Annotated in this window: 10 protein-coding genes and 1 pseudogene; 3 read left to right on the plus strand and 8 right to left on the minus strand. The window is 61.9% G+C overall.

The features are described from left to right. Nucleotides 1-7: 7 nt before the first annotated feature. A complete protein-coding gene (locus AACY30_RS16405) occupies nucleotides 8-1417 on the minus strand; it encodes an OprD family outer membrane porin (protein ID WP_339540710.1) in 1410 nt (469 codons plus the stop codon). 289 nt (nucleotides 1418-1706) lie between these two features. Between AACY30_RS16405 and hglS the strand changes: the two genes are divergently transcribed. Next, nucleotides 1707-3083: a 2-oxoadipate dioxygenase/decarboxylase HglS gene (hglS, locus tag AACY30_RS16410; protein WP_339471772.1), complete on the plus strand. Its 1377-nt coding sequence runs from the start codon at nucleotides 1707-1709 to the stop codon at nucleotides 3081-3083. A 156-nt stretch (nucleotides 3084-3239) separates the two neighbouring features. Here hglS and AACY30_RS16415 read toward each other — a convergent pair whose 3' ends face one another. Next, complete coding sequence (locus AACY30_RS16415) at nucleotides 3240-3464, minus strand: DUF465 domain-containing protein (protein ID WP_339415846.1); 225 nt, start codon at nucleotides 3462-3464, stop codon at nucleotides 3240-3242. Nucleotides 3465-3639: 175 nt separating this feature from the next. Between AACY30_RS16415 and tkt the strand changes: the two genes are divergently transcribed. Next, nucleotides 3640-5697 carry a transketolase gene (gene tkt / locus AACY30_RS16420; protein ID WP_339540711.1) on the plus strand — a complete coding sequence of 686 codons (2058 nt, stop codon included), beginning with the start codon at nucleotides 3640-3642 and terminating at the stop codon, nucleotides 5695-5697. A 59-nt stretch (nucleotides 5698-5756) separates the two neighbouring features. Here the strand turns inward: tkt and uvrA are convergent, their stop codons facing one another. The 6 genes from uvrA to lexA all read right to left on the minus strand — a co-directional run bounded on the left by uvrA (nucleotide 5757) and on the right by lexA (nucleotide 15819). Continuing rightward, complete coding sequence (gene uvrA, locus AACY30_RS16425) at nucleotides 5757-8276, minus strand: excinuclease ABC subunit UvrA (RefSeq protein WP_339540712.1); 2520 nt, start codon at nucleotides 8274-8276, stop codon at nucleotides 5757-5759. Further along, complete coding sequence (locus AACY30_RS16430) at nucleotides 8273-9991, minus strand: ATP-binding protein (RefSeq protein WP_339471768.1); 1719 nt, start codon at nucleotides 9989-9991, stop codon at nucleotides 8273-8275. The genes uvrA and AACY30_RS16430 overlap by 4 nt, the downstream gene beginning before the upstream one ends. A gap of 108 nt (nucleotides 9992-10099) precedes the next feature. After that, complete coding sequence (locus AACY30_RS16435) at nucleotides 10100-13192, minus strand: error-prone DNA polymerase (RefSeq protein ID WP_339540713.1); 3093 nt, start codon at nucleotides 13190-13192, stop codon at nucleotides 10100-10102. Further along, nucleotides 13168-14580 carry a Y-family DNA polymerase gene (locus AACY30_RS16440; RefSeq protein WP_339471766.1) on the minus strand — a complete coding sequence of 471 codons (1413 nt, stop codon included), beginning with the start codon at nucleotides 14578-14580 and terminating at the stop codon, nucleotides 13168-13170. The genes AACY30_RS16435 and AACY30_RS16440 overlap by 25 nt, the downstream gene beginning before the upstream one ends. Before the next feature lie 7 nt (nucleotides 14581-14587). Continuing rightward, nucleotides 14588-15202: a translesion DNA synthesis-associated protein ImuA gene (imuA, locus tag AACY30_RS16445; RefSeq protein WP_339471765.1), complete on the minus strand. Its 615-nt coding sequence runs from the start codon at nucleotides 15200-15202 to the stop codon at nucleotides 14588-14590. Further along, nucleotides 15202-15819, minus strand: a complete 618-nt coding sequence (gene lexA / locus AACY30_RS16450) for a transcriptional repressor LexA (protein ID WP_339540714.1) — start codon at nucleotides 15817-15819, stop codon at nucleotides 15202-15204. Before lexA ends, imuA begins: the two co-directional genes overlap by 1 nt. Before the next feature lie 202 nt (nucleotides 15820-16021). Here lexA and AACY30_RS16455 point away from each other — a divergent pair. Continuing rightward, a pseudogene (locus AACY30_RS16455) lies at nucleotides 16022-17236 on the plus strand (type IV secretion protein Rhs); the annotation flags it as partial.

Consider the following 17236-nt stretch of genomic DNA (forward strand, 5'->3'; position numbering starts at 1 on the left):
TGAAGACTTAGAAGATGGCGTACGTGTAGTTGAAGATCAGACGGGTTTGATCCTGATCGGCAGTGCCGGTGTTTTTACCGTGGTAGGTGCCGGTACGGAAAGTGGTACCGAAGCCTTTCAGCGGACCTGCCTGCACGACGTAATCCAGGCGGAAGTCCGCTTCGTTTTCTTTCTGGTCAGGGCCGCCGGCGACTTTCGACTTGATATCCGTACCGTCCAGGTAAGCCACGGACGCTTTCAGGCCAGGTACGTAAGCCTTGAAGTCATACGAATACTGGCCAAAGTTGACCTGCTCGCCCGCGCGGGAGAACTGGCCGACCACAGCGTCGGTGAACAGGTAGAAGTCGCTGCCACCGGCGCCTTGCGCATGCGGGTCGGCCAGGCTGCCCTGGTTGACCCACACAAAGCCGCCGTCGTCACCCACACCAACGTGGCCGAGCATCAAGCTGCTGCCGCCCAATTGGTAGGTGAAGGCCGCACTGTAGGTTTTGTTGTCGACTTCGCCTGCGTGCTTGGCGTAGCCACCGTTGTTGTTGAACTGGTAGCCGCTCTCGCCGTTCTTGCCGTCGCTGCTGCTGTCGAAGTAGCGCAGGTCGGTCTTGAACGACTGGTCATTACCCAGTGGCAATACGTGAACCAGGCCGACGTAGTTCTGTTTGTAGAAATCTTGCAGTTGAGCGTAGTAGTACTGCAACGTCAGGTTTTTCGCGATGGCGTTGTCGGAAGAACCAAACGGCTTGTAGTCCACACCGCCAAACTTGAAGCTGTCACTGTCGCGGATACCGCCGGCCACGCTCAAGCCGGTGGAGTTGCTGGACGCTCGGCCTTCGGCGCGGTTCAGCTCACCGCCGGTGAAGGTGACATTGGGAATCTCGTTGGAGGTGAGGATACCGCCGTCAAAGGTTTGCGGTGCCACACGGCTATCGTTGGAGACCAGGATCGGCAAGACTGGCGCCAAGCCACCACCGACGTGCAACTCGGTCTGGGAAATGCGGAACTTCACATTACCGGCCGCGCGACCAAAGGAATCAGCCGGTTCGGTACCATTATTCTTGGTTGGGAAGAAACTGTTGCCGTTCCCCGCCAAGCCTGGGCCTGCGGTGTGACCATCGCCACCGTCCAGGCGCAGGGCGCCGAAGGCCATGACGTCGAAGCCGACGCCAAGGGTGCCTTGGGTGTAGCCGGATTTGTAGTCAAAACGCAGCGCGGTTGCCGCTTCGCGCAGATCGTTGTTGGTCCCCGAGCGGTTATCCGCGTTGTAGTACATGGTCCGCGAACTAATCGCCGCATGACTGTCCTCAAGGAAACCGCTGTGTCCGTTACCTGTACCCAGAGCGCCGAGCCCGAAATCATCAGCGCAAGCCTGTTGTGCTAGAACGGCGGCGGTGATCGACAACGCCAGTGTAGAAATTTTCATTAATGACGGCCCCTAAACGTATTTTTATGTGCGTGATGTGCATGACGGCGTTTTCATCCTTGCAAACGTGGCGATTCTTTCATGCCGACCGGGACGCACTCCGTGAAGAATTAGTTAGGAAAATCGCCGGAAAATGTAATTTTCCACGGGCTGTTTTTTGTCATATTCAGGTCATCTCATTCATTTGCAGAATGAAGTCCTGAGGATTCTTCGTTTGCAAGCAAGCCTTGCGCTCAACAAAATCAAGGCAACGGCCACCCTCATCGCCATAGCCATCAGGAATTTTTCTATGCCCACCACCGCACATGTCAGCCCAGACGAGATCCGCAAGGGTTTTTCCAAGGCCATGTCCGACATGTACCGAGATGAAGTTCCTCTGTATGGCGCGTTGATGGAGCTGGTGGCCGAGACCAACACCCGTGTGCTCGACGCCGAACCGAGCTTGGCGCAGCAGCTGCAACGCACCGGCGAAATCCAGCGACTGGACATGGAACGCCACGGAGCGATCCGCCTGGGCACGCCTGCAGAGCTGGCGACCATCAGCCGCTTGTTTGCGGTGATGGGCATGCAGCCAGTGGGCTATTACGACCTGACCCCGGCTGGCGTGCCCGTGCACTCCACCGCCTTTCGCGCGGTGCATGAACAGGCGCTGCAGACCAGCCCGTTTCGCGTATTTACCTCATTGCTACGCCTGGAACTGATTGAGAATCCCGACCTGCGCACCTTCGCCGAAACCGCCCTGGCCAAACGCTCGATCTTCAGCCCTGGCGCCCTGGCGCTGATCGAACAGTCGGAAAAGGACGGCGGCCTCAACCCCGTGGATGCGGATGAATTCATCCGCCAGGCGTTGGAAACCTTCCGCTGGCACCACACCGCCACCGTCACCGCCACGCAGTATCAGCAATTGAGCGGCCAGCATCGCCTGATCGCCGACGTGGTTGCCTTCAAAGGCCCGCATATCAACCACCTTACCCCGCGCACGCTGGACATCGACCAGGTCCAAGCCGCCATGCCCGGCAAAGGCATCACCCCCAAGGCGGTGATTGAAGGCCCACCGCGCCGTAATTGCCCGATCCTGCTGCGCCAGACCAGCTTCAAGGCCCTCGACGAACCGATCGCCTTCACCGACGCCAAAGGCAGCCACAGCGCACGCTTCGGCGAAATCGAGCAGCGCGGTGTGGCGCTCACACCCCAAGGCCGTGCGCTGTACGACCGATTGCTGAACGCCGCGCGCGACGCACTGGGCGCCTTCCCGAATGAGGGCAACGCCGCGCGTTACATGCAATTGATGGAGCAGCACTTCCAGGCCTTCCCGGATAACTACGGGCAAATGCGTGAACAGGGCCTGGCGTATTTCCGCTATTTCGCCACCGAGCAAGGCCTAGCGGCGCGCGGCACAGCGGATCAACCGCGCGACCTGGAAGCACTGATCGCGGCGGGCCACATCGATGTGGAGCCGTTGGTCTATGAAGATTTTCTGCCGGTGAGCGCGGCGGGAATTTTCCAGTCGAACCTGGGGGATGCAGCGCAAAGCCACTACGCGGCGAACTCGAACCAAGCCGAGTTTGAAAAGGCGCTGGGGCGCCGGACGATTGATGAATTGAAGCTATACGCCGAGACTCAGCAGCGCTCTATAGACGAATGCACCCAAGCGCTGCTGGCCTGAAATGAAGTACCCACCCGGCTCACCGGCGCAATCCTTACGCCGCAACAGTCCCCAGAGCCGGGTAGGCGGTGGGCATCATAGGCGGTGAAGGGAGCCCAGTCCTTCAGACAATTCTGAATAAATATGTCCGCGCCCTGTGGGAACGCGGACTGTTGCTTAAGCCAACTTTGCCGCAATCTCGTCTTTGATCAACAACCGCTTTTTCTTCAGTTTCTCCACATCCTCATCGCTGGCGCTTGCCGATTCCGCCTTCAATACCTCCTTGTCGGCGTCGTCGTATTGAGTGAGCAGCGAATCCAGGCGTTTGTCGCTCGCCCTGCGTTCGTGAACGACTTCCTTGCTCAACCCCAAGTCCTGATACAGGTCGTGTTTCACTGGCATGGCGTACCTCCGCAAGTTGATCAATGGCTTACGCCCTAGAAGCTAGACCATTGCGAGGGGTCTTGTCATGTTCGGGGTCAACACATCCCCGTTCGTCGCGGCACCGGCGATGCGATCAAACCTTCCTGGCGCCCCGCCCTCCACTGTAGATAGTCACTCGAGGGAGACCGGTTTCATGACTCATGCTGCCACCGCTGTCGACACGCAATGCATCAACACGATCCGCACCCTGGCCATGGACGCCGTGCAAAAGGCCAACTCCGGCCATCCGGGCACGCCCATGGGCCTGGCACCGGTAGGCTATACGCTGTGGAGCCGCTTCCTGCGTTACCACCCGGAACATCCCGACTGGCCCAACCGTGACCGCTTTGTGCTGTCAGTGGGGCATGCGTCGATGCTGCTGTATTCGCTGCTGCACTTGGCCGGCGTGGTCGAGATTGATGAACATGGCAAACGTTCCGGCCAGCCGGCGATCAGCCTGGACGATATCAAGCAGTTCCGACAGGCCGGTTCGAAAACCCCAGGCCACCCTGAGTACCGTATGACCACCGGGGTCGAGACCACCACCGGCCCACTTGGTCAGGGATGCGCGAACAGTGTCGGCATGGCCATGGCCGAGCGCTGGCTGGGAAAACGCTTCAATCGCGACGCTAAGGTGTTGTTCGACTACAACGTCTACACCCTGTGCGGTGACGGCGACATGATGGAAGGCATCAGCAGCGAAGCCGCGTCGATGGCCGGGCACTTGAAGCTGGAGAACCTGTGCTGGATCTACGACAACAACACCATCAGCATCGAGGGTCATACCGAGCTGGCCTTCAGCGAGGACGTGATCAAGCGCTTCCAGGCGTATGGCTGGCACACCTTGCACGTGACCGACGCCAACGACTTGCAGGCGTTGAGCACGGCGCTGGAGACCTTCAAGAGCAACACCGGCGCGCCCACCCTGATCGTGGTCGACAGCGTGATCGGCTATGGCTCGCCGCATAAACACAACACCGCCGCTGCCCATGGCGAGCCCTTGGGCGATGAAGAAATACGGCTGACCAAAGCGGCTTACGGCTGGCCGCAGGATTCGAGTTTCCTGGTGCCCGACGCAGCCCGCACGGTGATGCGTGATGCGCTGGTGGAGCGCAACCAGCCGTTGTATGAAGCCTGGAACCAGCACCTGTCGCAGCTTGAGCAATACGAGCCGAAACTGGCCGACGAGCTGCGCCGTATGCGCGCCGGGGAAATGCCTGAGCACTGGCAGGACGATGTGCCTCACTTCGACAGCGACCCCAAAGGCGTGGCCAGCCGTGCCGCCGGTGGCGAAGTACTGAATGCGTTTGCCGAGCAAATCCCCTGGTTGCTGGGCGGCTCGGCGGACCTGTCGCCGTCGACCAAGACCCATCTGACCTTCGAGGGCGCCGGGCGTTTCAGTGCCGACGACTACAGCGGACGCAACCTGCACTTCGGCATTCGTGAGCACGCCATGGGCGCGATTGCCAATGGCATGGCGCTGTCCTATCTGCGGCCGTACACCTCGACGTTCCTGGTGTTCAGCGATTACATGAAGCCGCCGATTCGTCTGGCGGCGATCATGGAGTTGCCGGTGGTGTTTGTGTTTACCCATGACTCGATTGGCGTGGGTGAAGATGGGCCGACGCACCAACCGATCGAGCATCTCACGCAGTTACGCGCGACGCCGGGGCTGTTGACCCTGCGACCCGGTGATGCGAATGAAACCCTGGAACTGTGGAAGGTGGCCCTGGCGCAAACCCATCGACCGAGTTGCGTGGTGTTGTCGCGCCAGCCATTGCCGACGTTGGACCGTACGAAGTATGCAGCGGCGTCCGGCGCGGCCAAGGGGGCTTATGTGTTGGCGGGTGGCGATGAGCCCAAAGTCCTGTTGTTGGCGACGGGCAGTGAAGTCAGCCTGGCTGTGGCGGCGTATGAGCAACTGAAAAGCGAAGGGATTGCTGCGCAGGTAGTCTCCATGCCCAGCTGGGAGTTGTTTGAAGACCAGGACCAAGCCTATCGCGACAGCGTATTACCGCCGGCAGTGAACGCTCGGGTGGTGGTCGAACAGGCGGGGCCGTTGGGCTGGGATCGGTATGTGGGGCAGAACGGGGCCAAAGTGGTCATGAACAGCTTTGGCGCGTCGGCACCGTTGGCCAAGTTGCAGGAGCAGTTTGGGTTTACGCTGGAGAATGTAGTGAAGCAAGCCAAGGCACAAATCCAACTGACCTGACACTAATCAAAACTGTGGGGGCTGGCCTGCCTGCTCCCACAGTTGATCTTCAGTGTCTGTTAGCTCAGCTCCCGGGCCAGGAACGGCGCGGTGCGGCTGGTTTTGCTTTGGGCGACTTTATGCGGCCTACCGCTGGCAACCACTGTCCCGCCCAAATCGCCTGCCCCCGGCCCGATATCAATCACCCAATCACTCTGCGCCACCACGCGCATCTCATGCTCCACTACAACCACCGTATGCCCCGAATCTACCAGCTGATTGAGCTGGCTTAGCAAGCGGTCCACATCCCGTGGATGCAGCCCCGTCGTGGGCTCATCCAGCACGTATAACGTGGCGCCCCGCGCATTGCGTTGCAACTCGGTCGCCAGTTTGATGCGTTGCGCTTCGCCGCCCGACAGCTCGGTCGCCGGTTGCCCCAGGCGCAGGTAACCCAGGCCGATATCCCGCAGCACTTGCAATGAACGCAACACACTGGGTTGTTCCGCAAACACGTCGACCGCCTGCTCCACCGTCAGCCCCAGCACCTGGGCGATGCTCAAGCCCTGCCATTTGATCGCCAACGTCTCAGGGTTATACCGCGCGCCGTGGCAGGTCGGGCATGGCGCATACACGCTGGGCATGAATAGCAGCTCGACGCTGACAAACCCTTCACCCTCGCAGTTCGGGCAACGGCCCTTGGCGACGTTGAAGGAGAACTGGCCGGCGTCGTAATGACGTTTCCTGGCTGCGGGCGTGGCGGCGAACAGTTTGCGCACGTTGTCGAACAGCCCGGTGTAGGTCGCCAGGTTGGAGCGCGGGGTGCGGCCGATGGGTTTCTGGTCCACCTGCACCAGGCGGCGGATCAGCTCGAGCCCGGCGCTGATACGTCCACCGCTGGTTTGCGGCGTGTCGTCTTCCAGGCTCGGCTCTTCGTCGCTTTCCACCACACGGCCGAGGCCGCTGCCTACCAGCTCCAGCAGCGCCTGGCTGACCAGGCTGGACTTGCCCGAACCGGAAATCCCAGTGACTGCGGTGAAGCAGCCCAGCGGAAAGTCAACGTTAAGGGCCTTGAGATTATTACGCGTCACGCCGTCCAGTTTCAGCCAGCCGGAGGGCTCGCGGCGTTCCTGATTCGACACGCGTTTTTCGGCGAACAGGTATTCACGCGTCTGCGACGCCTCCACCTGCGCCAGACCCGCCGGCGGCCCGCTGTACAACACTTGCCCGCCATGCTCACCGGCCGCCGGGCCCACGTCGATCAGCCAGTCGGCGCGGCGCATGGTTTCCAGGTCGTGCTCCACCACAAACAACGAGTTGCCCGCCGCTTTCAAACGATCCAGCGCGGTGAACAGCGCCTCGCCATCTGCCGGGTGCAGCCCCGCCGACGGCTCGTCCAGCACATAGATCACGCCGAATAATTGCGAGCCCAACTGTGTAGCCAGGCGCAATCGCTGCAACTCTCCGGACGATAAGGTCGGTGTGCTGCGCTCCAGGGACAAATAGCCCAAGCCCAATTCGGTCAAGGTACTGACCCGCTCGAGCAAGTCCTGGGCGATACGTTGTGCGGCCAGGCGTTTTTCCACCGACAGCTTCATCTTGTCCTGCCCCGCCGCCACCGGCCGCAGCAACTCGGCCAGTTGCGCCAATGACAACTGCGACAACTCACCGATATCCACCCCGGCGAACTTCACCGACAGCGCGGCTCTGGTCAGGCGTTTGCCCTCGCATAACGGGCAAGCGCTGCCCTGCATGAACTGTGAGACGCGCTTTTTCATCAACGCGCTTTGGGTGTGGGTGAAGGTGTGCAGGATGTAGCGCCGCGCACCGCTGAAGGTGCCTTGGTAGCTGGGCTCAAGCTTGCGTTTGAGCGCATCGCGGGCCTGTTCGGGGGTGAAGCCAGCGTATACCGGGACAGTGGGGGTTTCTTCGGTGAACAGGATCCAGTCGCGTTGCTTTTTCGGCAGGTCGCGCCACGGGATATCCACGTCATAGCCCTGGGTCACCAGAATGTCGCGCAGGTTCTGCCCTTGCCACGCTAACGGCCAGGACGCCACTGCGCGCTGGCGAATAGTCAAAGAGGGATCGGGCACCATCAATGCCTCGGTCACTTCGTACACGCGGCCAAGGCCATGACATTGCGGGCACGCACCTTGCGGCAGGTTCGGCGAGAAGTCCTCGGCGTACAGCATCGCCTGGCCCGGCGGGTAACTGCCGGCGCGGGAGTACAGCATGCGGATCAGGCTCGACAACGTGGTGACGCTGCCCACTGACGAGCGCGCACTCGGCGTACCACGCTGCTGTTGCAGGGCCACGGCGGGCGGCAGGCCTTCGATGCTGTCCACATCCGGCACGCCGACCTGGTCGATCAGCCGCCGCGCATACGGCGCCACCGACTCAAAATAACGCCGCTGCGCCTCGGCATACACCGTGGAAAACGCCAGGGACGATTTGCCCGAACCCGAGACGCCGGTAAACACCACCAAGGCATCCCGTGGAATATCCACATCAACGTTTCGCAGGTTGTGTTCGCGGGCACAGCGTACGCGGACGAAGCCAGTATGTTGGGCGGTGATCGAGGGAATGTTGCGCTGTGAAGTCATGGACAACCTTGTTGGGCGGCAAGCACGCTGCGGACCCGTTGCGTCAGGGCTTCGGGGCTGTAGGGTTTGCTCAGCAGATGAATCTCGGGACTCAGCAAATGATTGCTGGAGAGAATGTCGCGGGTGTGGCCGGAAGTGAACAGCACCGCCACGGGAGGTGTTTGCGCGCGAGCCCAGTCAGCCAGGTCGGTACTCTTGACGCGACCGGGCATCACCACGTCGGTGAAAATCAGCTCCGGCGGTACACCGGCCTGTAGCATCTTCATCGCGCGGTCACCGTCTTCGGCCGTGAGCACGGTATAACCCGCCTGCTCCAGCAGTTCCACGACCGTCTCGCGCACGTCTTCGTTGTCCTCGACCACCAGAATTGTTTCATGGCCATGGGCATGGGCATGCGGCAGAGGCTCGTCACAGGCGTCCTCGCACTCCTCGCCGAGGCTGCGCGGGAAATACATCTGCACCACGGTTCCGCGCCCTTCCTCACTCCACACCTCGACATGCCCGCCGCTCTGGCGCACAAAGCCAAACACCATGCTCAGGCCAAGGCCGGTCCCATGCCCGTTACGCTTGGTGGTAAAGAATGGCTCAAACACCCGCGCCAGGATCGCCGGCGGCATGCCCACGCCGATATCGGTAACAGCCAAGCGCACGTACTCACCGGGTTTGATGCTTTTACCCGCGCAATCGCCTGGGTTGAGGATGATGTTCGCGCCGGTGATATGGATCACACCCTCACCTTGCATGGCGTCGCGGGCATTGATCGCGAGGTTGAGCAGTGCGTTTTCCAACTGGTTGCGGTCGACGTTGATGCACCACGAATCCTGGGGCAACTGCACATCGATGTGGATGGTTTCCCCAAGCGCTCGTTGCAGCAGTTCGCCCAGGCCCGCGTAGATGCGTTGCGGGTTATACACCGCAGGCGACAACGGTTGGCGTCGGGCGAATGCCAGCAATTGCGATGACAGCTTGGCACCACGATCCACCGCCGCAATGGCGGCCGCGACACGTCGCTGCACCTGCACGTTGTCCGGCTCGTGGCGAGCGAGCAGGTGCAGGTTGCCGGCGATCACTTGCAGCAAGTTGTTGAAGTCGTGCGCCACGCCGCCGGTCAGGCCGCCGATGGCTTCGAGTTTCTGCGACTGGCGCAACTTATCCTCGGCGGCAGAGCGCGCCTGCACTTCGGCGGCCACACGCTGCTCGAGGTTATGGGTGAGTTCCTGGCGCACCTGCTCGGATTTCACCAGCTCGGTGGTCTCCACCACAATCGCCAACACGCCGGCGGGTTGCTGACTGTCGCCAGCGACAGGGCTGTAATAGAGATCCAGCCACACGGTTTCCGGTTTGCCGTTACGCAACAACACCAGGTCTTTGTTATTGAACGACAAGGTCCCGCCCGCTAGGCAGGTGTCCAGCACATGACGGTTGAAGTCGGCCACTTCCGGCCAGCCCAGTTCTACCGGCGTGCCCAGCAGGTACGGGTGGCGACCACCCGCAAACACCGAATAACTGTCGTTGTAGATCATGTACCCCGCGCGGCCCCACAACATCACCATCGGCACGGGTGATGCGAGCATCATCTGCACGTTGCAGAGCAAGCTGGTGGACCACTGTTCAATGGCCCCCAGCTCGGTGTCCGACCAATCGAATGCACGGATCCGCCGGGCCATTTCACCGGCCCAGCCTTCACAGCCGTGAGAGTTGGATAAAAATTGCATCGGTTGGCTCTGCGCTAAGAGAAGACGGTCGCAAAAATTTGGAGCGCGTCGGACGCGGATGGTTCATCTCTTATAATTTAGGGGGTTACGCCTCCACAAGCCCCTGCCTCAGTGAAAGTCCCGGCTGAGCACATTTATCCCTTCCAACAGTGGCGTCAGGTCGGTAAGCCGGCCGGCGATCAGGTGCCGCACTTCACCCACCGCTTCCCAGCGCCCGTCCACTTTCAGCAGGCGCGAGCCCACCAGCGCCTGGCGCTGACGCTCAGCCAGGTCGCGCCAGACCACCACATTGAGGTTACCGAATTCATCTTCCAGGGTGACAAAGGTCACACCGCTGGCGGTGCCTGGCCGCTGCCGACCGGTCACCAACCCGACGACGCTGACGTTGCGCCCATGCTCGACCAGCATCAGCTCTTGGGAACTGCGGCAGCGCTGCTTACGCAATTGCGCGCGCAACAACGCCAACGGATGCGGGCCAAGGGTGGTGCCGACCGTCGCGTAGTCAGCGTACAGGTCCTCGCCCACTGTCGGTGCCGGCAACTCGACCACGGCTTCGTCGGGGCTGGGCAGGCCGGCAAACAGCCCGAGTTGCTTGTGCACCCCCGCCACTTCCCAACGCGCCTTGTGCCGGTTGCCGGCCAGGGCGCGTAAGGCACCGGCATCCGCCAGCAACGCCTGCGCACGCGCATCCAGTCCGGCGCGTTCGTCCAAGTCAGCGATGTCGCTGAACGCCCGACGCTGGCGCGCCGCTTCGATGCGCCGCCCATCTTCTTCGCGAAACCCCGAGATCATGCGCAACCCCATGCGGATCGCCGGCTGTGCACCGTCGATGGGTTCCAGGCTGCAATCCCAGTCGCTGGCCTGCACATCCACCGGGCGAATCTGCAGACGATGGCGCCGCGCATCCTGCAGGATCTGGTCCGGACTGTAGAAGCCCATGGGCCAGCTGTTGATCAGCGCACAAGCAAACGCCGCGGGTTCATGGCATTTGAGCCAGCAACTGGCGTAGGTCAGCAAGGCGAAACTGGCGGCGTGGGATTCAGGGAAGCCATAGCTGCCAAATCCCTTGATCTGCTCGAAGAGCTGCGCGGCAAATTCTTCGCTGTAGCCGTTTTTCAACATGCCAGTGCGCAGGCGTTGCTGGTGCGGTTCCAGGCCTCCATGGCGTTTCCAGGCAGCCATGGAGCGGCGCAATTGGTCGGCCTCGCCGGGGCCGTAGTCGGCGGCGACCATGGCGATTTGCATGACTTGTTCCTGGAACAGCGGAATGCCCAGGGTGCGCTCGAGCACGGTTTTCAGTTCCGGCGAGGGATAGGTCGTCTCCTCCTCCTTGTTACGCCGACGCAAATAGGGATGCACCATGCCGCCCTGGATCGGCCCCGGCCGCACGATGGCGACCTCGATCACCAAGTCATAAAACGTCTGAGGCTTGAGCCTGGGCAACATCGACATTTGCGCCCGCGACTCGATCTGGAACACGCCGATGGTATCGGCCTTGCTGATCATTGCGTAAGTAGCCGGGTCCTCCTTGGGCACCGACGCCAGGCTCAAATCCCGGTTGCGATGGCGGCGAAGCAGGTCGAAACAGCGGCGGATCGCGCTCAGCATCCCCAGAGCGAGAATATCCACCTTGAGCAGGCCGACGGCGTCGAGGTCGTCCTTGTCCCACTGGATGATCGTGCGCTCGGCCATGGCCGCATTTTCCACCGGCACCAGGGTATCCAGCGGGTATTCGGAAATCACAAAGCCGCCGGGGTGCTGGGACAGGTGCCGGGGGAAGCCGATCAGTTGCTGAGTGAGCGTGAGCACACGACGCAAGATTGGGCTTTCGGGGTCAAAGCCGGCTTCACGCAGGCGCGCCAGGGGCGGCGTGTCGTCGCTCCAACGCCCGCAACACTCGGCCAGCGCATTGATCTGGTCCGGCGGCAAGCCCAAGGCCTTGGCCACATCGCGTACCGCGCCGCTCGCGTGGTAACTGCTGACCACCGCCGTCAGCGCTGCACGTGTGCGGCCGTAGCGCTGAAACACGTACTGCAGCACTTCTTCACGGCGTTCGTGTTCGAAGTCCACGTCGATGTCCGGCGGTTCATTTCGCTCCCTGGAGAGAAAGCGCTCGAACAACATGCTCGTCAGGCTTGGGTCGATCTCGGTGATGCCCAAGGCAAAACACACCGCCGAGTTGGCCGCCGAGCCCCGGCCCTGGCACAGGATCGAACGGCTGCGGGCGAACTGCACAATGTCATGCACCGTAAGGAAGTAGCTTTCATAGCCCAGCTCGCTGATCAGCTCCAGTTCGTTGTTGATCTGCTGCAAGGTCTTGGCGTCGACACCCTGCGGCCAACGCTGGGCGATACCTGCTTCAGTCACGGCGCGCAGCCAGGATTGGGCGTTGTGGCCGGTGGGGACCAATTCGCGTGGGTAGTGATAGCGCAATTGGCTGAGGTCGAAGGTGCAACGGCGGGCGATGGCCTGGGTTTCATCGAGCAGCGACGCGGGGTACAGCGTGCTTAACTCCTCCAGGCAACGCAGGTGCCGCTCGCCATTAGGGTGCAGCCGCGTGCCGGCTTCGGCCACTGGCACGTGATGACGGATGGCAGTCATGGTGTCTTGCAGGGCGCGGCGACCGCGCGCATGCATATGCACATCGCCACAGGCCACCGCCGGGATTTTCAGGCTGGCCGCCAGTGCCAGGCGCTGCTCTAGGTGGCGCGCATCGTCCTGGCCGCAATGCAAATGCACCGCCAGCCACAAGCGCCCGGCAAAGGTGCGGCGCAGCCATTGGATCTCGGTTTGAGTGTTGCTGTCTTCGGCGACCCACAGCGCCAGCAGGCCGGGCAACGGTTGCTCGAAGTCTTCCAGCAGCAGGCGATAGCAGCCTTTTTCGGCACGCCGCCTGGCCAGGGTGATCAAGCGGCACAGGTGCTGGTAGCCGCTGAGGTCTTGCACCAGCAGCACCAGTTTCGGGCCGTTCTCGATGCGCATCTCGCTGCCGATAATCAGCGGCAGCGCCACCGCCTTCGCCGCCTGCCAAGCGCGCACGATGCCCGACAACGTGCATTCGTCGGTGATCGCCAAAGCGCTGTAGCCCTGGCGCTTGGCCCGTTCGAACAACTCCAGCGCACTGGATGCACCGCGCTGGAAGCTGAAGTTGGACAGGCAGTGCAGCTCGGCATAGCTCATGCAAACCAGCCTTGCAGCCACAGGCCATCGCTTTGCCCCACGGTGCGATAGGCCCAGCCTTGCTGGCCGGCGCGGGTCTGGACGAGGTAGTAATCACGGCGGATATCGGCGCCGTCCCACCAGCCGGATTCGATGCGTTCCGGGCCCATGAGGATGTGCACACCGTGATCGGCCAGCAGCGTGGGTTCGTGCAGCAGCCAGCCGGGCCGTTGTACTTTGTTCAAGGCCTGGCACGGATTTTTATCCGCCGCCGCTTGCCAGGCGCATTCTGGACGATGGTCGGCGTGAAAGCGCAGGCCCTGCACTGCCTCATCCCCCAAGCGCGCACGCAGGCGCTCGCGCAATTGTTCCCACGGCAGGGTCTGTTGCGGGCGGTCGTCGAACAGGTCATGGCGTTGCGGCACGAACACTGGCAGGTCCTGGGCCACCAGGCGAAAGCCGCGTACCGGTGAGGTCACTTGAACGTGCTCCAGGCGGCCACGGGCCAATTCAAACAGCATCGCCGGTTCACGCTCGGCGCTGAGCAGGCCGACCTTGATCACACTGTCCGGCGCCTGGGCGTGTTCCAGGTGCAGGTCGAAACGCTGCACGCCACTGTCGCGGCCGCACAGAAACGCGGACAGATCGCCGGTCAACCGTCTTAAAGGAAACAGCAGCGCCTGGTGGGATTGCACATCGAAATTCAGCTCGATACGCACATCAAACTGGTCCGGCGGCTGGTAGAACGCCAGGGCCAGCGGCCGCTGCCCGGTCAGTGCGTCCAGGTGCTTGAGCAAACTGGCATCAAAACGTCGCGCCAAGGTATGCCGGGGCAACGCCTGCACCTGGGCCAGGCTGCGCAGGCCCATGCGCGAAAGGGCCGTGGCGGCCTGTGGTTCGAGCCCGGCGCGGTCGATGGGCAGCGGCGCCAGGGCCTGCATCAGGACGTCATCGGTAACCGCCAGGCCATCATCGATATTCGCCAGCACCCGCGCGGCGGCCGGGTTGGGCGCCGCGACGATACGGTGACGAAAGCCCAGCTCGGTCAATTCCTTGCGCAAGCGCGCTTCAAACCGCGGCCACGGCCCGAACAGCCCCAGGCTCGATTCGATCTCGAACAGCAAGGCCCGCGGGTAATACAGGCTGACTTGGGAGCTGAACTGGTAGGCCCAGGCGGCGAGGAACTGTTGGTAGCGCTCGATCTCAGCAGGGTCGTATTCGGCGCTGGCAAAGGTCTTGGCCAGGGCATTCGCAGCCGTCAGGGATTGACCGGGGCGCAGGCCCAAGGCGCGGGCGGCGTCATTGACGGTTTGCAGCACGCGTCGCTGCGGCGTGCCGGCCAGCAGGGCCAGGGGTTGGTCCGGTTCGGGGTGCACACGCAGCACCCCGTCCAGCGCCAATTGCGGGAAAACAATACACACCCAGCGCATGGCAACCTCAGTGCCCCGCCAGCGCAATCGGCGCCGGATGGGCCAGGCCGCCCCGGCACTTGAGCACTCGCACCTGCGCGGGCTTGGCCTCGACCGCCAAGCGCAAGGCGGCGGGCGATGAGTTGATCGCCTCGCCCAAGGCGCGCCAGGCAAATGCCAGGGTCTGCCCGGTTTCCGCCGCGACTTGCAGGCGACGCAGCGCCCGGTCATCAGCCTTGCGCGGCCAGCACAACACCGCGCCGCAACTGCCGGAACGCAGGCACTGCTCCACTGCCCATAAGGCGTCGCGCTCCTCGGCCTGGATCACCGAGAGCAGGCGCAGATCGACCCCGGCATTCTGCCACGCATGCGGGTAGGGCGTATAAGGCGGCGCCACCAATACAATTCGCTCCCTCGCCTTTGATAAGCGCGCCAGGGTCGGCAGCACCAGTTGCAGCTCACCCACACCGTCCTTGGCCATGAGGATTTCACTCAAGGCCGCCTCCGGCCAGCCGCCCGTGGGCAACACCGCATCCAGCGCCGCCAACCCCGTGGGATGCACACTCGCCGGCGGCGCGGCAGGTCGGCCTTTCCAGACACGCCCGCCATTGAACAGCGTGTCCAGTGCAATCACGGCGCCCATCAGCCTTGCCTCACCAAACCGCAGAACACGCCTTCGATGGCCAGGTCCTGGTCGGGCCCCACCACGATAGGCTGGTACGCGGGGTTGCGCGGCAGCAAGCGCACGCTGTCGCCATTGCGTTCGAACCGCTTGATGGTCACTTCACCGTCCAGGCGCGCCACCACAATCTGCCCATTCAACGCCTCGGCACTGCGTCGTACGCCGACCAGGTCACCATCGAGGATGCCGTCCTCAATCATTGAGTCACCCTGCACCCGCAACAGATAGTCCGGAGTTTTTGCGAAGGTAGACGGGTCGAGTTGCAGGCGGCTGTGCACTTCGGCATCGGCGCCGATGGGCAAACCGGCAGCGACTCGACCGAGCACCGGCACATCCAGCCATTCCGGGCGCACCGGTTGATTGAGCAGGCGAATGCCCCTGGCCTGGTTAGGGTTGACCTCGATAAACCCGGCTTCGGTCAGCGCCAGCACATGCTTGCGCGCCACGCTGCGCGAGGCAAAGCCGAACGCCTCGGCAATCTCGGCGAGGCTGGGTGGCTGGCCTTGCTGCGCGATGCGGTCGCGGATAAAGGTCAGGATGGCGATACGGCGTGGGGTCAGAGTCGTCATGGAGTACATTTGTACTCTTTTGGGGGGTTTCTGACAATAGCCGCCAGTCGCGTGGAGGAAGAACGAGCGTTGTCGAAACGTCCCACGTGATGGTCGGATTACCTCTACTCCCCTCCCCTGAAAAGGTCCGCAAAGTCCTTCGCCTGAATACACAGCGCGAGGGATTGCAGATGGCGTTTTTTGTGTGGGCCCCAGCTGATGGGGCTGCTTCATGATAGGCGTAACCAGCCAAGCAATTGGCTATTTGGTGCTGGCCATCATGGATTCGAAGGCGCGAGACGTCGAAGCCGTTATCAGCGACTTCAAGCGCTGCCTTAATCACTACGACGCCTGGGCCGAGAATTTTTCCAGCTTTTCGGCATTGGATATCGAACAGGTATTCAAGGTCGGGGATGAAGTGACGCTGGTCGCGCCGATCAGCCCTTCGCTTTTTCCCAGCACCACCACCGCAACCTGCCAGGCCAACGGCACGCTGACCCTGGTGCATATGTTCCAGAGTTCACGGTTCGTGCCCATTGGCAGTACGCCCGTGATGGTGCAACGCATCGACCCCAGCGGTGGCCCGCTGGGTGAGCCGATCCATAAGACGATTGGCCCCAGCGGCATTCTCGAAATCACAGAATGTGATCGCAACCAGCAGTACCGGGTCAGTTTCTACCCCACTGTTTCCAAAGCGCATTTCAAGGCGTTGTACGCCTCTTATCAGTCGGTTATCGCACCGCTGGAAGGTTGGCTGCGCGCGGAATGGAGCAGCACCTTCGAGCCGCTGTGGAAGGGTTATTCCGAAGCCAACTTCCTCAAGCGCTACCTCTCACTGCATCAAGGCTATGCCCGCGGGTTTGGTGAGGGGTTGCATTCACTGTGGGACACCATCAAGCAGCTGTTTCAGTGGCTTTCAGACCCGCTGGGGCATGCCGAAAAACTTCTGCATTACCTGTCTCAGGACCAATTTGAACAGCTGCTGAAACTCGGCACCGAAAGCATCGCTAAGGGCTTGTTAGTGCTGAGCGATGAGCCGCTGATGTTTATCTATCTGTCGGCGATGGTCAGCTGGATGCGGCTGTTGCCGCCGGCGTACATGAACGAGTTGCTGGGGGAAATCAGCGCCGAGGTATTGATCAATTTGTTGCTGAGTCTTGCTACTGCCGGGATGGGCATGGCGGTGCGCATGAGTGCGAAGGTGCTGGGGGGCATCAAGTCTCAGCGAGCGGGCAGATGGTTGGAACATATGGCTGGGCAGTTCGGGAAGGCACGCGTGGAAGACCATGCAGAGCTGGCCAAACCGATTCTGCTGGGGGGCCCGGCGACGCCGATCAGGGTGATTCCGGATGTGCCGCTGAAGGTTGGGGATCAGGTGGTTTCCAATCCGGTGACGATGGTTAGGGACAAGCTGGAACAGCGGACGGTGTTGGTGCGGCTGGAGCCT

This window comes from Pseudomonas sp. RA_5y_Pfl1_P24 (assembly GCF_963970945.1).
Taxonomy (GTDB): Bacteria; Pseudomonadota; Gammaproteobacteria; order Pseudomonadales; family Pseudomonadaceae; genus Aquipseudomonas; species Aquipseudomonas tritici.

What these genes read in the sequence shown, in the direction of transcription:
- AACY30_RS16405 (WP_339540710.1), bottom strand. Translation starts at nt 1,417, where the DNA reads ATGAAAATTTCTACACTGGCGTTGTCGATCACCGCCGCCGTTCTAGCA.
- hglS (WP_339471772.1), top strand. Translation starts at nt 1,707, where the DNA reads ATGCCCACCACCGCACATGTCAGCCCAGACGAGATCCGCAAGGGTTTT.
- AACY30_RS16415 (WP_339415846.1), bottom strand. Translation starts at nt 3,464, where the DNA reads ATGCCAGTGAAACACGACCTGTATCAGGACTTGGGGTTGAGCAAGGAA.
- tkt (WP_339540711.1), top strand. Translation starts at nt 3,640, where the DNA reads ATGACTCATGCTGCCACCGCTGTCGACACGCAATGCATCAACACGATC.
- uvrA (WP_339540712.1), bottom strand. Translation starts at nt 8,276, where the DNA reads ATGACTTCACAGCGCAACATTCCCTCGATCACCGCCCAACATACTGGC.
- AACY30_RS16430 (WP_339471768.1), bottom strand. Translation starts at nt 9,991, where the DNA reads ATGCAATTTTTATCCAACTCTCACGGCTGTGAAGGCTGGGCCGGTGAA.
- AACY30_RS16440 (WP_339471766.1), bottom strand. Translation starts at nt 14,580, where the DNA reads ATGCGCTGGGTGTGTATTGTTTTCCCGCAATTGGCGCTGGACGGGGTG.
- imuA (WP_339471765.1), bottom strand. Translation starts at nt 15,202, where the DNA reads ATGGGCGCCGTGATTGCACTGGACACGCTGTTCAATGGCGGGCGTGTC.
- lexA (WP_339540714.1), bottom strand. Translation starts at nt 15,819, where the DNA reads ATGTACTCCATGACGACTCTGACCCCACGCCGTATCGCCATCCTGACC.